Origin of the sequence: Streptomyces gamaensis (assembly GCF_042656465.1) — a bacterium.
Taxonomy (GTDB): Bacteria; Actinomycetota; Actinomycetes; order Streptomycetales; family Streptomycetaceae; genus Streptomyces; species Streptomyces gamaensis.
This window is the reverse complement of the sequence record NZ_JBHSPB010000024.1, coordinates 25,554-43,784: the sequence shown is the minus strand read 5'-3', so window position 1 is coordinate 43,784 and position 18,231 is coordinate 25,554. Positions and strand designations below refer to the sequence as shown.

18 protein-coding genes and 2 pseudogenes are annotated in these 18,231 nt (G+C 70.1%); 9 read left to right on the top strand and 11 right to left on the bottom strand.

Features of this window, described 5'->3' with window-relative positions; translation table 11 throughout:
• Positions 1-199 precede the first annotated feature (199 nt).
• Both ACFP1Z_RS28700 and ACFP1Z_RS28695 read right to left on the bottom strand, forming a co-directional pair.
• Positions 200-1,174 (bottom strand): AAA family ATPase, encoded by a 975-nt coding sequence (locus ACFP1Z_RS28700; protein ID WP_390320585.1) that lies wholly within the window; start codon positions 1,172-1,174, stop codon positions 200-202.
• A gap of 356 nt (positions 1,175-1,530) precedes the next feature.
• Positions 1,531-1,803 carry a DUF3263 domain-containing protein gene (locus tag ACFP1Z_RS28695; RefSeq protein WP_390320584.1) on the bottom strand — a complete coding sequence of 91 codons (273 nt, stop codon included), beginning with the start codon at positions 1,801-1,803 and terminating at the stop codon, positions 1,531-1,533.
• Between the two features lie 218 nt (positions 1,804-2,021).
• On the opposite strand from ACFP1Z_RS28695, the gene ACFP1Z_RS28690 reads away from it, so the two are divergent.
• Positions 2,022-2,435: a hypothetical protein gene (locus ACFP1Z_RS28690; protein ID WP_390320583.1), complete on the top strand. Its 414-nt coding sequence runs from the start codon at positions 2,022-2,024 to the stop codon at positions 2,433-2,435.
• 290 nt (positions 2,436-2,725) lie between these two features.
• Here ACFP1Z_RS28690 and ACFP1Z_RS28685 read toward each other — a convergent pair whose 3' ends face one another.
• Together ACFP1Z_RS28685 and ACFP1Z_RS28680 are read right to left on the bottom strand one after the other, a co-directional pair.
• Positions 2,726-3,097 (bottom strand): hypothetical protein, encoded by a 372-nt coding sequence (locus ACFP1Z_RS28685; RefSeq protein WP_390320582.1) that lies wholly within the window; start codon positions 3,095-3,097, stop codon positions 2,726-2,728.
• The gene (locus tag ACFP1Z_RS28680; RefSeq protein WP_390320581.1) at positions 3,094-5,757 is read right to left on the bottom strand and encodes an ATP/GTP-binding protein; all 2,664 of its coding nucleotides are present in this window, start codon (positions 5,755-5,757) and stop codon (positions 3,094-3,096) included. The genes ACFP1Z_RS28685 and ACFP1Z_RS28680 overlap by 4 nt, the downstream gene beginning before the upstream one ends.
• A 278-nt stretch (positions 5,758-6,035) precedes the next feature.
• On the opposite strand from ACFP1Z_RS28680, the gene ACFP1Z_RS28675 reads away from it, so the two are divergent.
• Positions 6,036-6,248 carry a hypothetical protein gene (locus ACFP1Z_RS28675; protein ID WP_390320580.1) on the top strand — a complete coding sequence of 71 codons (213 nt, stop codon included), beginning with the start codon at positions 6,036-6,038 and terminating at the stop codon, positions 6,246-6,248.
• On the opposite strand, the gene ACFP1Z_RS28670 is transcribed toward ACFP1Z_RS28675, so the two are convergent.
• Together ACFP1Z_RS28670 and ACFP1Z_RS28665 are read right to left on the bottom strand one after the other, a co-directional pair.
• Positions 6,245-8,071: a zeta toxin family protein gene (locus tag ACFP1Z_RS28670; protein WP_390320579.1), complete on the bottom strand. Its 1,827-nt coding sequence runs from the start codon at positions 8,069-8,071 to the stop codon at positions 6,245-6,247. The two genes, ACFP1Z_RS28675 and ACFP1Z_RS28670, sit on opposite strands and share 4 nt — an antisense overlap.
• Before the next feature lie 141 nt (positions 8,072-8,212).
• A complete protein-coding gene (locus ACFP1Z_RS28665) occupies positions 8,213-8,590 on the bottom strand; it encodes a hypothetical protein (protein ID WP_390320578.1) in 378 nt (125 codons plus the stop codon).
• Positions 8,591-8,821: 231 nt separating this feature from the next.
• Between ACFP1Z_RS28665 and ACFP1Z_RS28660 the strand changes: the two genes are divergently transcribed.
• Positions 8,822-9,571 carry a GntR family transcriptional regulator gene (locus ACFP1Z_RS28660; RefSeq protein WP_390320577.1) on the top strand — a complete coding sequence of 250 codons (750 nt, stop codon included), beginning with the start codon at positions 8,822-8,824 and terminating at the stop codon, positions 9,569-9,571.
• Positions 9,572-9,820: 249 nt separating this feature from the next.
• Here the strand turns inward: ACFP1Z_RS28660 and ACFP1Z_RS28655 are convergent, their stop codons facing one another.
• Complete coding sequence (locus tag ACFP1Z_RS28655) at positions 9,821-10,282, bottom strand: NUDIX hydrolase (RefSeq protein WP_390320576.1); 462 nt, start codon at positions 10,280-10,282, stop codon at positions 9,821-9,823.
• Positions 10,283-10,307: 25 nt separating this feature from the next.
• A pseudogene (locus tag ACFP1Z_RS28650) lies at positions 10,308-10,598 on the bottom strand (carbamoyltransferase C-terminal domain-containing protein); the annotation flags it as partial.
• A 119-nt stretch (positions 10,599-10,717) separates the two neighbouring features.
• Here ACFP1Z_RS28650 and ACFP1Z_RS28645 point away from each other — a divergent pair.
• Together ACFP1Z_RS28645 and ACFP1Z_RS28640 are read left to right on the top strand one after the other, a co-directional pair.
• Positions 10,718-12,025 carry an aminotransferase-like domain-containing protein gene (locus ACFP1Z_RS28645; RefSeq protein ID WP_390320575.1) on the top strand — a complete coding sequence of 436 codons (1,308 nt, stop codon included), beginning with the start codon at positions 10,718-10,720 and terminating at the stop codon, positions 12,023-12,025.
• Between the two features lie 33 nt (positions 12,026-12,058).
• Complete coding sequence (locus ACFP1Z_RS28640) at positions 12,059-13,018, top strand: D-alanine--D-alanine ligase family protein (RefSeq protein ID WP_390320574.1); 960 nt, start codon at positions 12,059-12,061, stop codon at positions 13,016-13,018.
• A gap of 56 nt (positions 13,019-13,074) precedes the next feature.
• Here the strand turns inward: ACFP1Z_RS28640 and ACFP1Z_RS28635 are convergent, their stop codons facing one another.
• Positions 13,075-13,854, bottom strand: a complete 780-nt coding sequence (locus ACFP1Z_RS28635; protein ID WP_390320573.1) for a class I SAM-dependent methyltransferase — start codon at positions 13,852-13,854, stop codon at positions 13,075-13,077.
• A gap of 198 nt (positions 13,855-14,052) precedes the next feature.
• Positions 14,053-14,505 (bottom strand): DUF6415 family natural product biosynthesis protein, encoded by a 453-nt coding sequence (locus ACFP1Z_RS28630; RefSeq protein WP_390320572.1) that lies wholly within the window; start codon positions 14,503-14,505, stop codon positions 14,053-14,055.
• Positions 14,506-14,994: 489 nt separating this feature from the next.
• On the opposite strand from ACFP1Z_RS28630, the gene ACFP1Z_RS28625 reads away from it, so the two are divergent.
• The 4 genes and pseudogenes from ACFP1Z_RS28625 to ACFP1Z_RS28610 all read left to right on the top strand — a co-directional run.
• The gene (locus tag ACFP1Z_RS28625) at positions 14,995-15,975 is read left to right on the top strand and encodes a hypothetical protein (protein WP_390320571.1); all 981 of its coding nucleotides are present in this window, start codon (positions 14,995-14,997) and stop codon (positions 15,973-15,975) included.
• A gap of 18 nt (positions 15,976-15,993) precedes the next feature.
• Entirely contained in the window at positions 15,994-16,530 is a 537-nt protein-coding gene (locus tag ACFP1Z_RS28620) for a GNAT family N-acetyltransferase (RefSeq protein WP_390320627.1), read from the top strand.
• An 11-nt stretch (positions 16,531-16,541) separates the two neighbouring features.
• Positions 16,542-16,730, top strand: coding sequence for a Scr1 family TA system antitoxin-like transcriptional regulator (locus ACFP1Z_RS28615; protein WP_390320570.1), 189 nt, complete (start codon positions 16,542-16,544; stop codon positions 16,728-16,730).
• Positions 16,672-16,833 (top strand): annotated as a pseudogene (locus tag ACFP1Z_RS28610) (DUF397 domain-containing protein); the annotation flags it as partial. The gene ACFP1Z_RS28615 and the pseudogene ACFP1Z_RS28610, both read left to right, overlap by 59 nt.
• A gap of 199 nt (positions 16,834-17,032) precedes the next feature.
• On the opposite strand, the gene ACFP1Z_RS28605 reads toward ACFP1Z_RS28610, so the two are convergent.
• Complete coding sequence (locus ACFP1Z_RS28605) at positions 17,033-17,944, bottom strand: hypothetical protein (RefSeq protein ID WP_390320635.1); 912 nt, start codon at positions 17,942-17,944, stop codon at positions 17,033-17,035.
• Between the last annotated feature and the right edge of the window lie 287 nt (positions 17,945-18,231).

Sequence of the window (18,231 nt, the reverse complement as noted above, 5' to 3'; positions counted from 1 at the left end):
GCCGGCTGGTCCTGCACCGCACCGTGGTGTTCAGCGGGGTCGTCGCGTGGTCCGGACTGCGTCTGCGCCCCTGCGTGGGGTGGGGCCTCATCTCGGGCCATGCCCAGCCGTGTATCGGGGAACAGCTTCTTGCACAGGTGCCCTTTTTGCCGATTGCTATTCGGCAAAAAGGGCAGTGTTTGCTCTGTCTGAACTGTCCCTATTCGCAGGGTGGTTGATCCTTGTTGTCTGCCTTCGGCAATGCTGATTGTCGGCTGGCCAAGTATCGGCCGCGCTCGGAGATCAGGTCGGCCAGCTTGACGGTTTGGCCGTACTCGTCCAGGACTGCCATGCCCCAGCAGCGTGCGGCCGAGACGTCCAGCCACAGGTCGCGGAGGTCCTCGGAGGATGCCTCCAGGGCTCGGGCCCGTCGGACAAACCCGAGCCAGTCTCCGGTGGGTTTGCCGTCATCGGCCCAGGTCCGGATGGTATCGCCGAGCTCGGTGCCCGGTTCGTGCAGCACTTGGTCAACGAGGTCCGGTACCCGGGACTTCCCGATGTGCAGCGTTGCCACGGGGCCGAGGGTGCCGACGATATCGAAGTCGTACTCGATGTCCGCCCGTTGCTTGGCTCTTACCGCGACCCGGCGGGTGGTCTGTCGGCCCTGAGCGTCCGTGTCGACCAAGGTCTCGGTGTCCGACCGGAGAGTGACGATGAGGTGACCGGGGTAGGCCAGGAGGGCCTCGGTGACCTTCCGCTCAAGCGGCCGATGCCTGCTCCAGCTGGCGTTGGCACCGCCGTGGCCGGGCCGGGTGTCGGCGACGACCTTGTCGAGCATCCCGTTCACTCCGGTCCAGAACATCGAGTAGCAGTCCACGACGACCACGTCGTATTGGAGGACCGCAGCCGAGGCCAGCGCCGTGAAGAGGTTCTCCGGGTCGAAGTCGCTCAGGACGTGGGTGTCGAACGGGATGTCGTCGGCGTACTGGTGGGAGTGACCTCGCTCTGTTTCGATGACGGCGATTCGGTGACCGAGGGCGGATGCGACGCGCAGCGCGGTCAAGGTGCGGCCGGATCCTGACGGGCCGTCGAAGGCGATACGGGCCGGGCGTGCTTCCTTCTCGGCGCGGTGGAACTGGATCGGGGTGTACGGAGGCGTGCTGCCGGAAGAGGCGGGGGTTTCAGCACTGGTCATGTGAGCTCCTCTGCGGTTGTCGTGTCGACGTGAGAGGGGGAGATGCCGGGTTCACGGCCCGGATGAGGCGGCGGTGCAGGCGGCTGGCTGGATCTGTTTCTGCGTGGCGCAGCCGCGGCTGGTCGTGCTGGCCGGCTGGTGTCAGTGAGGCGGCAGCGGGGCTGTGAGATGGCCGCCGGTCAGGCTGGGGCTGGCGGAGGGAGAGTCTTCGTGGAAGCCGTGCTCTCGGTGTCGTCGACGTCCCGTAGATGGTGCTGCGCGCGCTTTCTGCGCAGCGCTCAACTCCCCCTGGTAGAAGCACTCTGAGCCCAGGCGACCCTCACCCTCCGCGGGGGTGGGTGCGGATCGCCTGGCGTTCACCGGTGGGATGCTGACGTGCGGTCGTCCGGATGTCGGCTGTCGCGTACAGCGCGCTTGTGGTCGAGGTAGGTCTGCCAGCGGCGGCAGGTGATCGGGTCGGCTTGCCAGGCGAGGGGGTCTCGCAGCAGGCCAAGAAGTTGCTGGGCGAAGGCGGTGTGGGTGATGCCGATCTCGGCGACGGCCATCACCGGAACGCGGGCCGGTGCGTAGCGGGCTGCGGTGGCCAGGATCAACAAGTCTTCGTCGGAGAGGGTGCCTGTAGGTGCCATACTGGGGCTCCATCGGTGATGACGTTGACGCGTGCGCTGGTGGGGGGCGGACCCCGGGTTTCGTAGGCCGGTGGGGTTCGCCCTTTGTCGTCTTTCTGCATCCAATGTTATGGCGGAAAGCCATAACATTCCAGGGGTAGGGCGTCACGGACTATAAAAGTTATGGCGGCGCGCCACACTAAGATGCGAGGCGCATCAGACAACCGGAAGGCCATCGCATGCCCGCACCGCCCAAGCGCCCCAAACGCGGCGTCAGTATGGACAAGTCCACTTGGAACGCGGTCGTCAGGCTCGCCGCCGCGCAGCGCATGACCGTCTCCGAGGCGTTCACTGCGGTCTTCGCTGCCTACGGCACCGGTAGCCTTCCCCACCCGCCGGCTCCCGAGACCGTCTACACCGAACGCGGCAGCGGAACTGGACGGGGCCGTTACACGATCGACGTCCCCGGCCCCACATGGACCGCCGCCGCCACACGCGCCGGCATGGCCGTGGACCCGGGAACCGGCCGTATCACCATGGGCGCAAGCGCCCGCTACCGCTCCATGAGCAACCTCGCCGAAGCCCTGGGGCAGGCCCTTGTGGCCGGAACCGTCACCCTCGCAGGGGCCACTGCCGTGCCGGCCGACACCTGAAGTAACGACTGTGGCTTCAAACGCCGCCCCGCTTGCGCGAGACGGCCGACGGCCGCCGGGCGTACGGCCCCGACGGTGCGTCTTCAGACTGGGAGTTGACACGGCGAGCGACGGCAACGGCCCGGAGCTGGTGCTGCGGGACCGCTGCCGCAGCGACCGCCGCAGCTTCTGGGCTGCCCAGTGGCACGATGACACCGCCGAGCACATGCACCGGCCCACGGCTGGGCGGACCCGAGGCAATCGTCCCCCGCTGGCGAACAGGCCGCCCTGGCCCTCGGCCCTCCTGCTGATCAGGCACAGGGCCGCCGACGCTCAAGGCGGCAACACCAGGGAGGCGTCCATGACCGCTGCTCGCGGGTGAGGGCGCTGGAGCCGTACTTCACGTCAGCCAGGACGAGCGTGAGGCCCTCGGGATCCCGGGCGCCTTGCCGGACCTCGAAGAGGCCGTCGAAGACGAGGAAGTCGATGGTGCCACCGACAGCGGCCCGGCCCCGCTCGGCAAGAGCCTTCTGGTGGGCTTCCTCGGCCGTGCGGCGCTCGGCGAGGGCCTGGTCGGCGCGCTGCTGCGCTGCCGTGGCGTCGGCGCGGGCCGAGCGTACGAGCAGGACTGCCGTGACCATGACCGTCACCAGGACGACCGCTATGACAACGAGTGATATCAACTGCTCTCTCCACGCCGGGCGGTGACCAGGGCGCGCCAGCGATCGCGGACGGGCTGTTCGCCGTCGAGCCACCGTACGGGCGGTGTGGGCCGGGGCGGGAGCGGCAGGTTGCCCATGAAGAGCGCGATGTCGGCGTAGTAGGCGTAGCCACCGCCTGCGGACAGTTCGTGGAGTCGGGCGACAGTGGCGGTCAGGTCCTGGTGTGCGCCGAGGACGGCGTGGTGGAAGGCGCAGGCGAGTTCCAGGAGCGGTTGGAATGAGGTGAGTCCGGCGACGGTGATCTCGGTGCGCAGGAGGTGGGCGCGGTCGGTGACGTCGGGGGTGCCCGCGTCGCGGACGAGAGCAGCGATGTGGGTGATGAGGGTGGTGGCGCGTTGGTCGAGTCCATCGAGGAGCTGGTGGGCGAGGGCGAGTTCGTCGTCGGCCCGGGCGGGGTCGGCGAAGGCGACGGCCAAGGCCAGGTGGGCCTGGGCGATGGCTCGTTCTCCGGCGACACCGTGGTGTTCGGCGTCGGCTCGCGCGGCTTCGTAAGCGGCCACGGCCCGCTGGATTTCACCGTGGGGCCACCACAGGTCGCCCAGGACGCGCTGGTGCCGGCCTTCCCAGCCGAGGGTGCGGGCGGCCGCCATGGCGGTGGGGAAGTCGCCGTCGATACGGGCGAGTTGGGCCAGGCCACGGCAGGCACGGGGTGCGAGGCGGCCGCCGCTGTCGGCGACCCGCTGCATCCCGTGCCGGGAGGCGTCGTTGCGGCCGAGGTCCCGGTTGGCTTTGGCCCGGTAATACTCGGCCATCTCGCTGAGCTCGTGGGGAAGCAGGCCGGTATCGAGGACGGCGGTGAGGCGGGCGACGGTGCGCTCGCGGTGCTCGTGCTGGCGGCGGGCGACGGCGGTGAGGAGCTCGACGAGGGCGTCGGCGACCGTGCCCGGGCCGTCGTCGGCGGGGCCGTCACTGGCAGGCGGGGCGAGGGGCTCCCAGATAGAGTCGTCGATGTAGGCGTAGGCGGCTTCGGTGAGCCAGGCGAGGTCGTCGAGGCGGTGGTCGCGGGCCAGGCGCAGGCCCTGGCGCAGGCAGGCCACGAGTAGGATCCGGCCGGGGGCGAGGGTACTTCTCCACTGGTCGCCGAGGGCAGTCAGTGCGCGGGCGGCAGCCTGGTGCCAGTCGGCGGGAGTCCAGCGGTCGTCGGTGTGGTCGTCGGCGGCGCGCAGGGCGGAGCGGATCGCGCCGTGCAGGTGGTAGGGCCAGATGGCATAGGGGTCTTCGGTGACGATCGGCCGCTCGGCCAGCCGCCGGGCTGCCGCCTGCTGGGGCAACCCGGCGGTGCGGGTGGCGAGTTCGAGGTCGAAGGCGTCCAGGAGTGAGCTGGCGCGCAGGACGTGGCGCTCGTCGGGGGTCAGGTCGGACAGGGTGCGGGCGAGGAGCGCGGGGAAAGCGAAGTCGAAGTCGCCGGCGGTGGGGGTCCGGCCGGAGCGGCGGATCTCCAGGAAACGGCCGACGGCCAAGTCCAGGTGGAGCGGCAGGCCGTGGGAGCGCCCGGTGATCACAGCACGGGCATCGGGGGCGATGAGCGGCCGGCCGTCGTGGGAGAGGCGGCGGGCGAGGTAGCCCTCGCAGTCTGCGGGGGAGAAGTCGCCCACCAGGTGCTGCCGGGCACCGCCCTGCCCTGCGGCCGGTGCCGAGGGGGTGGCGGGGGCGGCCAGGCCGGGCCAGGCAGTCGGACCGGTGTAGTCGAGCTGACCCTGAAGGGCTTCGCCGTCCCCCCAGGGGAGACGGTTGCGGCCGCCGATGACGAAGTACGTGCCGGGCATGAGCCAGACCACGCGCTGCAGGAGACGCTCGACATCACGGTGACGGTCCGCGATGTCCTCGAAAGTGTCCAGCAGGATGACCGGGACCACGGCCTTCTTCGCCGGCAGGCGGCTCAACTCCCAGGCCAGCAGATGCGGATAGAAGGACAGCGCCTCAAGGTCGGGCTCGGCCTCCAGCAGCGCGACGGTCCGGGCACAGCCCGCCAGCGCCCGTGCCCGCTCACGACGCTCCCGCAAAGCCCGCACCAGCGCCTTCGCCACCTGGCCGGCCGCCGCACCGACGACGCCGGGCAGCTCCAGAGCACCGACGACCTCACCCACCGCCGCCTGCATCTGCTGCGGCAACGCCTGGGCAAACCGGCCCGCCAGCCCGGTGCGGCGCACGTACTCCTCCAGCGGCTCACCGGGATGCACGACATCCCAGTAGCGGCGCAGCGCCAGATCGAAGGCCGGGAAAGGACGGCCGACGGCACCGGCGAGAGCGAGCCGGATGGCCAGCACCACCCGCTCGAAATCCAGGCCGGCCGACCGCGAAAGGTCGATGCGAACGGGTAAGAACCGCTCGCCCGCCCACGCGGGTGCGCCCCACTGGACGGGCCGCTGCCCGTCGCAGGCCAGCGCCGCCTCGATCTTGCGCATCAGCGTCGACTTGCCGACGCCGCCCACGCCGTGGAAGACGGTCACGTTGTCCCTCGGCGCTTCGAGGTCCTCCACATCGAAAGCCGGGTCGGCGATGTGCCGCAGGTGCTCTGCCAGCGCGGAGGTCACCAGCTCCCACTGACGCTGACGGTTGGTGAACGCCTCATCGGCATCGAAAGGATCGTTGCTGCTGAACAGCGCGCGCAGGTCGCCCATATTCCCCCCACGAATGATCACTTGGAGCATCAACCTATGCCCCTCCGCCGCCGGGCGGCAGCGTCGTTCCCTGCCGAGCCCCTGTGGTGGGCTGGTTCTCAGCCACACCCTTGGTCCGCACACCGCGCAGAACCGGTCTTGCCCGACCACACCGGCCCCGCAGAGAATGATCCTTCCCTGCTCCTGAGGTGATCGACGTGCATGACCCCGCATCCCCGTCCCAACAGCCGCCTTCCCCGGGGCGTCCACCCACCGATCACGAGACTGCAGCCCACGCCGTGGGCCAGGTCATTGCCTGGTACACCCGACGGATCCTGGCGGAGCATCGGCGGGATGCACCGGATACCGAACGCCTGGAGGAGCTCAAGGCTCGTCGGCAGGAGTGCGTGCGGGAGCAGGACAGGCTGCGGGACGCGAGCGTGCAGGAGAGCACCCGGATCGCGACGGCTTACGAGGCGCTGCTGGAAGAGCTGGAGTCGTCCGAGCCCTAGGCCGCCGTCCAGCAGGGCACGGGAAGCGGCAGTCCGGCACAGGAGCGAGGCCGAGGAAGCCGAGCCGGCTGGAGCCGGAAGGGCAACAGCGGCCGCGTCAGCCGGCCGATGCCGATGAGCTCCTCCCGGTACTGCGGCAGAGCGGAGAGTAACCACCGTTGCGTGGCCAGGAACGCGGCGGCCTCCTCGATGGTGTACGGCCGGTGCTGCTCTGCCACCAAGGCGCAGACGGCTCCGACGGGCCGCTGCCAGCACCCCTCGGAGGTGCGCTCGTTGCGGTAGACCGCGCTTCCGTCCCGGAGCATGACCACGACCGAGTCGGCCACCGGCAGTTCCTCTGCTGCCGCCACCGCCTGGCCCACGGCCGCGAAGCTGGCATCATGCCCTCGCACGGTGGTGAACCGGCCGGGCCTGCTGCCGCCCCGGCTCACCTGGGCATAGCGGGCCGCAGTGCCCTGCCGGGAGTCCGCTGCCCGCACGCCCAGGACCACCAGCTCGATGCGGTACCCGCTCTGCCGGTAGAGGGCGGCGCTGTTGACGAACTGCGCGGCACTGTCGGGTGCGATCTCGATGACCACGTCACCGCGCCGCTCGCGCACGTACGCCTCGGCGCGCGCCTGCCAGGCCCGGTAGTCCGCGCGGATCCGGGCACCGGCTGTACGCGGCTCCTCCCGCAGCAGCTGAAGATAGTCCGGATGGCTCACCTTGAAGTCGTCCCCGGTGAGCCAGGTCGGCCTTCCCCGCAGAGCCCGGCGCACCAGGCGAGCCGTGCGCGTCTTTCCGGCACCGGGCTGGCCCATCACGTAGACAGCGGCCGGGCGTTCCTGCGGCGTGATGCGGCCCAGCAGGGACGGCGCGATCAGCTCGTCGAAAATCCACGCGTGCTCCTCAGCGGACAACCGGTGGTAATCGACCCCGGGCGGCTCCCGGCGCACTTGGGCGGTGCGCCGGACCGGCTCGGCCCAGGCACCGGCGCGCTCGGCATCCCGCCGCACCGCCAGCCCCCAGTCCGCAGGCAGCCGCTCGGCGTGGGCCCGCCGGTCCGCGTCGGCCAGCATCCGGCGGAACTGGCCGGTCTCTGCTGCGCTCCACGGACGAGACCGTTCGGCCACCACAGCCCGTACTGCTCCCGCCGGGCGACGCCATCTCCCGCTGCTGTCGAGCTCGTTGTCGTACAGCACCTCGATGCCGCGCCGTACGACCAGGACTCGGTCCGCCAGTTGCTCGGCCTCGATGGCGGCCAGGGTGTCCATCAATCCGGCGGCGCAGGTGTCGTGATTCTCCCAGGAGACGTACCGCGCCCGCCCGGCCTCGGCCAGACGCAGATACCGGTCGAGCACACCGAGCTGGCTCACTGCCTCGGGAACGGCCAGGGCGACAACTTCGAGACGGTAGCCCGCTCGTCGGTACGCGGCCGACGCACCGCGGAACGCGTCCGCATCCGCCAGAGGGGTCTCCAGCACCATGTCGTACCGGCACGCACGGACGTGGGCCTCGACCTCGGTCTGCCAGCGGCGGGTGTCCGGCCGGAGCCGGACACCGGCAGTCCGCACATCCTCGATCACGAGCCCGGTGTAGTGGCGGTGGACGGCCTTGTACAAGTCGTGGTCCACCCGTACCGCACCGCCGCGCCTGTTCAGCACCGTGTGAACCACGTCGGCCGGCAGCGTCTTGCCGCTGCCGGGCTGACCCGCGACGATCACCGCGACCGGGCGCACCTGGCGGACGGCCTGCTTCGTCCAGGCCGGCAGGATGGCCGAGGTGAGGATCTCCCGGTGCTCGTTCTCCGGCAGCACGGCCGGTGCGATCTCGCTTTCTCTCACTGGCACTCCTGGAGGTTCACAGCGCTCCTCGGCGGTGGGGACGTTCTCGTGCGTACGGCGGTGGCGGCGTGCACGGTGGCGACACATCCCTGGCCACTGCGCCCCGGACATCGGGACGTTCGTGGCCTGAGAATCCGAAGCTCAGCTGCCGGTAAGCGCGGTCCGGACCGCTTCTGCGACCTGCTCGGGCTCTGCGAGATACGGCAGCCGGGCCAACTCGCGCACTTGCCGGTTGTCGGCACGGGCGATGACGAGGTACCAGCCGTCACCCGTGAAGTCGTCAGCGTGGCGCGGCTCGCAGTCCTGTCCGACACGCCAGGACACGACGACCTCGTCGTAGCCCTGGAACCGGGTGCCGGTCAGCGCGTCCTCGCCGAGGATGATGGCGCCCTCCCACGGGTCACCTTGCCACCAGTCCTCCGGCTGGATTCCCATGGCGGCGATCGAGTCGTGCACGGCCTTGAAGTAGTCGTCACGGGGCCAGCCGCCCGGCTGCTGCCAGTGATCGAGATCGGGCATCGGGTGCCTCCAAGATGTGGTGATCCTCGGACTCCGGGGGTGAGGAGCAAGCTGAACCAGCGCTCAGCGCGCGGAAGTTGGATGCCCCCGGATCGTGTGAGCACCAGTGAACCAAATCAAAGCATCCAGATCAATAATCAAGCTATCTTGATTTGAGGGAAGTGGTCCGGTCCAACGACAGCAACGCCCCGTACGATCAGGTCGCAGCGCAGACCACAGAGGGGAAGCTCAATGACCGAGGCACCGGAGCCCAGGTACCTGGACATCGCGGCCCGGCTCAGACAGGCGATCGAGAACGGCCGCTACCACACCGGTGAACGGCTCCCCCCGGAACCCGAACTCGCCAAGGAACACGGCGTCGCCCTCATGACCATGCGGAAGGCCCTCAACCTGCTGAAGGCCGACGGCACACTCCTCGGCCGCAAGGGATCCGGGAACTACGTGCAGTCCATCCCCCCGCTCCGCCGCCGCGGCGCAACACGCCTCCGCCTCACGCAGCCAGACAACACCATGACGGTGCTGGCCTCCGACGACACCCGGAGCCTGGAAACCGATCACGTCACCGCCACCGTGCAGACCGGCGCACCAGCGCCCATCCTCCGAGCCCTCGGCCTGTCAGAACATGATGAAGTGCTGCTGCGGACAAGCCGATATCGGCTGACCGGGCGTCCGGTGAAGTACGTACGGACCTACGTGCCGCACACACTCCTCGCCAGCACATCGCTGCTCCATAGCGACGCCGGCGACGACGGCATCCGCGCTGCGCTGACCGCTGCAGGCCGTGCCCCGGTTCTCGCTCGCGAGGAGATCTGCTGCAGGATCCCGACGACTGAGGAATGCTCGCACCTGTCCGTCCCCCCGAATCGCTTCGTGATCGCTGCCTACCGCACCTCGTTTGACGCAGACCACCGACCCGTTGAGATCGAAGAGACCGTCATGGACTCCGCCTCATACGTCCTGGATTACGTCTACGAGGTCTGACAGCGCGCCCCGTTCACATCAACGCCAGCAAACGACAGGTGAATCGGTCCTTCAGTAACCGGGCCGTGGGCCACTTCCCTGGCCGCAACCCTGGCACATCGCGGGTCTGCCGCCCGGTGTGCCGTACGAACGGCGTCGTGCCGAAGCAGCGCACCCCTCCTTTGTGGATCTCGGGGAGGGCGGTGAGAGCTTGCTGTCGGATACTGTTCCTGGCGGCCCACCTCCGTTCGCTCCTACTGCCAGGGTGGGCTACCCGGTAAGGGTGACGGGTGTTTGCGGGGTGCCGTCGGTCAGCAAGCTGGCGATGAACTCGGCGAGTCCGCTGGGGTAGACGGTCTCGGTGGTCGTGCGGAGCTCGGTGACGGTCCACCAGCGCAGGGCGCGGATGGTGTCGGGCTGAGTGGCCCGGGCCAGGTCTACGGCGTCTATGACAAGGCGGACGAGGTAGTACTGCTCGGCCTGGAGGACGGTCTGTTCGCCGACTTCATGCTGCTGGCTGCGCTCGGCGATCTGCGGGCCGAGCTCGGCGTCAACGACGCCGAGCTCTTCATGGAGCTCCCGCCTCACGGCGGCCTCGTGGTCCTCGCCCTCGGCGAGTGACCCACCGGGCGTCGCCCAGAACCCGCCATGCTCGTCGTAGTGGAGGAGCAGAACGCGGTCCTGGTCGTCGAGCGCGATGGCGCGGGCGGCCTGGCGAACGGGTGGGGTCATGGTGGCAGTGTGGCCGTTCGATGAGGTAGTCCCCGATGCACACGGCGTCGAGCTCGGACGCCTGGAAGGTGGCCAGGGCGTGCGCGGGGGTCTCGACGATGGGTTCTTGCTGGTTGTAGCTGGTGTTCAGCACGACGGGGACGCCGGTGATCCGGTGGTCAACCTCCTGCCGGCCCGGACGAACCGGCAACGTAGCCGGTGCCACTGGCGTCCGGTGGCGGTGGTGATCCGCAGCTCGTCTCCGGCGCCCGCCACCACGGCGCGCTTCTGGGTCGGCCAGCGGTCGCGGAAGTTCGGGACCGAGCCGTGCGCACATCTGTTCCGGTCGCTGCTGACACGTGTGTCCGGCGCAAAGCGTCACACCGATGCGGCGCGCCGCCAGGTGCGGGCCAGTAGTGTCGGGTGCCCCAGCGGTGACGGACAGGGAGCGGGCGGATGCAGTCGGATGAACCATCCGGGGGGTCACGGGTCGATCCCTGGCTCGGCCACTACGCGCAGCGGGCCGGGGGGATGGTCGCGAGCGAGGTACGGGCGCTGTTCGCCGTGGCTTCGCGGCCGGAGATCGTGTCACTGGCGGGCGGGATGCCGAACGTGTCCGCGCTGCCCATGGAGGCCGTCGCGGCGATGATGGCCGACCTGGTGACGGAGCGTGGGCCCGTCGCCCTGCAGTACGGATCCGCCCAGGGGGATCCGAGCCTGCGGGAGACGATCTGCACGGTGATGGCCGCCGAGGGCATCGACGCTCACCCGGACGACGTGGTGGTCACCGTCGGCTCACAGCAGGCCCTGGACCTGGTCTCGAGAGTGTTCCTCGACCCGGGCGACACGGTGGTGACCGAGGGCCCGACTTACGTCACCGCCCTGGGCACGTTCGCCGCGTACCAGGCCCGCGCGGTTCATGTGGACATGGACGAGCGGGGCGTGCTGCCCGAGGCGCTGGCGGAGTCGTTCGCCCGGCTGGAGCGTGCCGGGCGGAGGGCGAAGCTGCTCTACACGGTGCCCACCTTTCAGAACCCGGCCGGGGTCACCCTGGCCACGGAGCGCAGGCTGGAGGTCCTTGAGGTGTGCCGGCGGGCCGGGGTGCTGGTGCTGGAGGACAACCCCTATGGCTTGCTGCATCTGGAGGGAGAGCCGATGCGGGCGCTGCGCGCCGACGCCCCCGCGGATGTCGTCTACCTGGGGTCGTTCTCCAAGACGCTGGCCCCGGGGCTGCGGGTGGGCTGGGCCCTGGCACCGTCCGCCGTGCGGGACAAGCTGGTGCTGGCCGCCGAGAGCGCGATGCTGTCCCACTCCGCTTTCGCCCAGCTCGCCGTGGACCGCTATCTGCGCACCCAGCCGTGGGAGGAACAGCTCAAGCAGTTCCGGGAGATGTACCGCGAACGGCGTGATGCGATGCTCGGCGCCCTTGAGGAGCACATGCCGGCGGGGGTGTCGTGGACGCGGCCGGGCGGCGGTTTCTTCGTGTGGCTGACGCTGCCCGAGGGCCTGGATTCGAAGACGATGCTGCCCCGGGCGGTCCAGAACAGGGTCGCCTACGTGCCCGGCACCGGCTTCTACGCCGACGGCACCGGGCAGCAGGCCATGCGCCTGTCGTACTGCTACCCGCCGCCGGAACGCATCGCCCAGGGCGTACGGACCCTGGCCGGGGTGATCCGCGGCGAGCTGCAGCTGTGGGAGACCTTCGGCACCACCGCGCACCCGCACAGCCCGGGGCCGCAGACACCCGGCCCGGACCAGTCCTAGATGCCCCCTGACCGCCAAATGGAACGAGTGAGCATGAGCGATCTGAACCGCGTCGTCGTCATCGCCGGGGGGCTGTCACCGGAACGCGAGGTGTCGCTGCGCTCCGGGGCGCGGGTGACCGACGCCCTGCGCCGGACCGGGGTCGAGGTGGAACTCCGCGACGTCGACAAGGACCTGCTGCCCGCGCTGGCGCAGGACCCGCCGGGCGTGGTCTGGCCCGTGCTGCACGGCATCGCCGGAGAGGACGGGGCCATAAAGGAGGTCCTGGAGCTGGCCGGGGTGCCCTACGTCGGCGCCCGGCCGCACGCCTGCCGCACGGCGTTCGACAAGACCACCGCCAAGGCGGTCCTTCAGCGGGCGGGCCTGCTCACGCCGGAGTCGGTGACGCTGCCGAAGGAGGCGTTCCACGACCTGGGCGCCGCGGAGCTGACGGCCCGTATCGTCGACCGGCTGGGACCCGAGTTGTTCGTCAAGCCCCGCGCCGGCGGCTCGGCGTTCGGGGTGAGCCGCGTGGAGTTGGCCGAGCAGCTGCCGCAGGCCCTCATGGCGTGCTTCGGTTACCACGACGAGGCGCTGATCGAGCGGCGCGTGACGGGCACGGAGATCGCGGTGGGGGTGGCCGATCCCGGCGACGGGCCGCGCGCGCTGCCCGTGGTCGAGATCGTCGCGGACGGTCTGTACGACTACACCGCCCGCTACACCCCGGGCAAGGTGGAGTTCCACTGCCCGGCCCGTCTCCCGGACCAGGTGGCGCAGGAGGCTGCCCGGGTCGCGGTCGCCGCCCACACCGCGCTGGGGCTGCTGGACCTCTCGCGCACGGACGCGATCGTCACCGGGGCCGGGGAGGTCTTCGTCCTGGAGACGAACGTCGCCCCCGGGATGACCGAGACCAGCACCTACCCCATGGCACTGTCGGAGGCCGGCCTGGACTTCGGCGTCTTCTGCCGCGATCTCGCAGCTCAAGCCGCCCACCGGCACAGTACCCCTGCCTGACGACATGCGACGGCCGCCGCACCCTTCGCCCAAGGGCGTGGCGGCCGTCGCATCTACTACTGGCCTTGTCCGGCGAGCCGGTAGAGGGAGATGTGCTTGGCACTCGTGGCCGCGTCGTACCGGCTGCGGTCCCAGTCCTCCCACCGCTCCCGCAGCAACAGCCCCGCCTCACCGGCGAGAACGTCGATTTGCTCGGGCTGCCAGTAGCGCATCTGGCCGGGCAGCACACGCACCGGCTCCCCGTCGCGCAAGACGACCTCGCTGTAGTGGAACTCCTGCTCGGCGTCGTGATGCTCGGCAGCGAAGAACACCACGGTGTCGACGGTCCGCCGCTTGAGCGAGACAACGCTGCGCTGCCTGGGAAACACCCCCGGATGGGGCCCGTCCGGCAGGCGCTGGCCGGGCCGCGGGACGAACGTCTCGATCAGCAGCGTGCCGCCGTCGGTGAGCATGCGCCCCGCGTTGCGCAGGAACGCCCGCTGGACCTGCTCGGAGGCCAGCAGGAAGAACGTGTTGAAGCAGGCGAACACCAGATCCACACGCCTGCCGGCCACGTAGTGGGCGGCATCAGCCGTGATCGGGGTGACAGGCAGATCACCGGCTTTCTTCGCGAGCTGACGGGTCATTTCCTCGGACGCGTCGACCGCAAAGACTGGAACACGCTCGGCCAGCGGCAGGGTGACGCGTCCGGTGCCGGAGCCGATCTCCACGGCGGGCGTGGTGCCCGCCAGTTCGGCCAGTAACCGGATCTGCGCGGCCGGCGGCACGAAGTCGCTGTACAGGGCGTCGTACTCGTCGGCAGTGCGCTCTCCGTAGGTGCCGCTGTCGTACGTCATTGGGAATCCCTTCGTCGGGCGGTTGAGAGATGACTGGGCTTCGAGGCCCGTCAGATGGAGCCCCGGTGGCTACGGGGGGGGAGGCGCCCCCCGCCTCCGGGGTTCAGCGCGACCGGAGGCCGAGTGCCGTACCGGTCGGTGTGCGACGTGGGCGCACTGCGAGCGCGTCCCGCACCGGGAGTTCGGCCATCCCGCTGCTCATCTGTCCACCCCGGCGTGCGGGTTCTCGGCCGTCTGCTGCGCGTCGTCGACGGCAAGGTCGAGGAGCGTCCGGCAGTGGCGGGCCAGGTCGGACATCCACACCACAGCGTTCAGCGGGTAGTCCTGGGGCGAGGGCCGTTCGTAGCCGAGACGGCGCTGCAGGGAGTCGAAGTCGGCGGCGAGTACCCCCTTGTAGGGTGCACCGTCCGGCCGCAGGACGCGGTATCTGGCCTCGGCGATCGGCAGCAGCAGCGCAACGTGCCCGGCCAGCGCCGTCATGGTGCCGGTGGCCTCGTCGGGCTCCACGCGGGTGCCCTCGACGACCGGGCGCAGCGCATCGTCGATCGTCTGCCGGATCTGCTCCACATCGAGCGGCGCCTGGCCCTCGGGTCCGTCCGCGCGGGCGACATAGTGGCCGGCCGTCGTGGCTGCAGGGGCGGTAGTGGTCATCTGCCCAGCTCTCCGGATCAGAAGGAGGGCAGCGGGCCGCCGGGCCCAGACTCCACCGGCGGCCCCCTGCGGGGGAGTTGTACGCAGTAGGCAACCGCCGCAGCCGCCCAAGTGCCCCTATCGGATCGCGGATTTCTCCTCGCGCACCCCCTATCGACTTGACCCTCCCGTGACCGGCCTGGAGGCACCCCCAGGCCTACCGTGGGCCCCGTGAGCACCCGACCCGCACGGCAGCGCAACACCCAACTCATCGCGTGGATGGAAGAACTGGACTTGAGTTCTCCCGCTCTGGCCAGGGCCCTTAACGCCGAGATCGGTGCCGTCACCGGCAGGGTGGGAAAGCTGACGGAAGGGACCATTCGCAAATGGCGCTCGGGCGAAATCCAGTGGCCCCGGGCCATTCAGCGCGTCGCCCTCACCCGGGTCAGCGGCCGGCCCGTCGCCGACCTAGGGTTCGCTCACCCGTCCGCACGCCCGGAGGAAGATGCCGTGCTCCGCCGCGTATTCGTCACCGCGTCCACCGGCACCGCCGCGGCGGTCGCCGTCCCCCTGCTCGCCACCCGACCGGCCGTCGGCGCCAGCGATGTCCGCCGCCTGCACCAGCACGTCGCCGGACTCACCGTGCTCGACGACCAGCGCGGAGGCCACCAGGCCATGGAGGCCGCGGCCCTGGCCGGTGCCAGGAAAGCCCTCGACCTGCAGCAAAAGTCTGCCACGGAGCAGGTCCGCCAGCGCCTGTACTCCGCCGCCGCCGACTGCATGGGCCTGGCCGCCTGGTCCTGCCTCGACGCCCGCACCCCCGAACGCGCCCAGCAGCACCTCGAACGCGCCATGACCCTCGCCGGACTGGCCCGCGACAGCGGCGCCCAGTTCCGCATCTGGGTGTTCATGAGCATGCTCTCGAACCAGACCGGCGCGTACAGCCAGTCACTTGCCGCAGCCCAGGCCAGCCGGGCAACAGGCGCCGCCCGCCGCGACAGCCTCCTCGCCTCCCTCGCTCACGCCCGCGCCGCCCTGGCCCACGCCCGCCTCGGCGACCACCAGGCCGCCCGCCGCAGCACCGGCTTCGCCGAGACCGCCCTGGCCAAGGCCCCCGACGACATCCACCGCCCCAACTGGATCGAGTTCTACACCGAGGGCGAGCTGGACGGACTGACCGGCATCACCCTCGGCCTGGCCGGCAGCCACGCCGACGCCGAAGCGCGCTTCTACCGGTGCGTCAGCGCGCTCCGCCCCGACCAGCACCGCAACCGCGCGCTGTACCTCGCGTACACCGCCGCCGAGCAGCTGGCCCAGGGCGATGCCAAGGAGGCCGTGGACACCGCGCTGAAGGTCATCGCCATGCCGGCCGCCACCACCGGCCGCACCTCCCACCTGCTGCGCGAGTTCACCACCACCCTCAACACCACCGCACCCCGCTCCACCGCCGCCCGGACCTGGGCGGACCGCCCCCGCACCGCCACCGCCTGAAGGGACGAGCCGTTGACCGTGCTCCTGCGCCGCTACGACCACACCCACGCCACCGAACTCCGCCAGTTGCTCCTCGACGTCCACGAGGACTGTTACGCGGGGGCAGAGGACCGCGGCGAGTTCGACAGCCCGGAGCGGTTCGCCTGGTTCGTCGACCGCTGGTCGCAGCGGCCGGGATGGCTCTGCACCATCGGCTACGACAACGACCAGGCCGTGGGGTTCGCCTACGGCGCCCCGCTCCCCGCCGGCTCCGCGTGGTGGTCGAAAGTCGCCGGACTCACCCCCGAGTTCACCCACGAGACCGGCAGCCGCACGTTCGCCGTCTCCGAGGTCATGGTCGGCCCCCCATGGCGCAAGACCGGTACCTCCACCCGCCTCCACGACGAGCTCATCACCGGCCGGCCCGAGGAACGCGCCACCCTCCTCGTCGACAGCGCCCACCCCAAAGTCCAGGCACTGTACGAGACCTGGGGCTACACGGCCATCGGCCAGACGAAGCCGTTCGACGACGCACCGGTCATGACCGCCATGATTCGCACCCTCACCCCGGCCTGACATCCGCGCTCATGGAGTTCGGCACCAAGGCGCCCACCATCGCATACGTCGATTCGATCGCCGGAAACGTGTACCTGGAGAAGGAACGTGATGTCCGCAAGTTCATCCAGACCTTCGACCTCGTACGAGCCGCGGGACCCGATCCGCAGGAGACCCCCGCCGTCCTGGAGGACATCGCAAGGGAGATGCACCAGACATGAACACCCACCACGGCCGGCCTGCCCGCGAGGCCGACCCAACGGCGCCCGCTGGCGCAAGAGCAGCCACAGCTCCGGCAACGGAGCGTGCGTCGAAATCGCCGAGACCGGCGGCATCGTCGCCGTCAGGGACTCCAAGAACCCCGGCGGCCCCGCCCTGGGTTCCGCCCCCATGAGTGGGCCTCCTTCCTCGGCGGTGCAGTCGAGGAAGGAGCAACCCACACCTGACCGGCGCATTTCTGCCGACGGTAGTGAGAGCAGGCCGGTCCGAACGAGACACAGTCGCTCGGACCGGTCATCAGGAATCAACTCTGCCCCGCCCCGGCAACGGACAACCCACCGACGGAACCGTCACCAGGTGCCGTTCCCGTCCCCATCCCCCTCCCGCTGTCGGCAACCCCTCGGGCAGTCGACGCCGGTTCGGGTCTCGGCTGGCTGCTGGTCTTCTTCTCCGGAGTCGTGGGTGTCGGCGGGGCCGTGCTTGTGTTCACGCAGTCGGCCACGGCTTGTGCCGCCTGGGCAATGAATGGTGCCGGTAGTTCATCCGATGTCCGCGGTGACCAGTCGTGCCATTTCTGTCCAGCGATCTCTTCCACCCGGCCGGCGGCCCGGGACGGCCTTGCCCCGGGGAGTTGCAGTGCCGCTGTTGTCCAGCCGATCAGCTCGTTCACCTGCACGTACTGATACCACTCGGCGTCGTCCCAGCCGAGTCTGTCGGTGTGACGGGCCCACGCCCACTGCAGGGCTCCGGCGGTGGCATCGGCAGCCCGCTGCCGGGGAGTTCCCGTCGTCCTTCGGACGGTCTGCTCGGCGTGTTCGACCAGTTCCAGTGTCTCCCGGAAGGGGAAGCTGGCGAAGAAGTCGAGGTTCTCGGCGATGGTGCGACGGAAGGCTCTGCCCCGGCCGTGGCTCTGGGAAGCATCCAGCCACGCTCCCAGTGAGGACGGCCATCCCCGGTTGTTGTTCGTGGGGTAGTGGGCAGCAGGGCGGATCACGGCGTCGAACCAGCCCTGGACGTACGCGTCACGGGCGGCGACGATCGCTTGTACGTCAGCGTCAGTCGCCGGTTTCTGCGGGTCTATGTGGCCCCACAGCACCACCAGCGAGCGTTCCACGGCGGCCCGCACAGCACGGGGCAGATCGTCCTGCCGGGAAGGCTGCGCCCACGGCAGAAGAGCGGGGTAGCAGACACTGAAAGGATCTCGGCAGTCGGACACGGGCAGAGTCTAGGACTTGTTCAGGCGGTCATGTCCGGAGCCGGCTGACGAGGGCGGCTGCGGTGGCGGGGCCGACGAAGATGCAGCCGCGCCTGTCGTACCAGGGCGAGTACTTCCCCGCGGGTGGTGACACCCCGAGCGTCGGTCACGTGCTGGCCGCCGGGCGGGAAGCGGAGTTCGCTGAACCACTCGGCCCCGCAGCCTTCGCAGGGCTCCGCGCTGTGGTCGACCTCGGCGCAGCATGAGCGCCGCGGCGGACCCAGGGCCGGCAGGCCGTCGGATTCCCG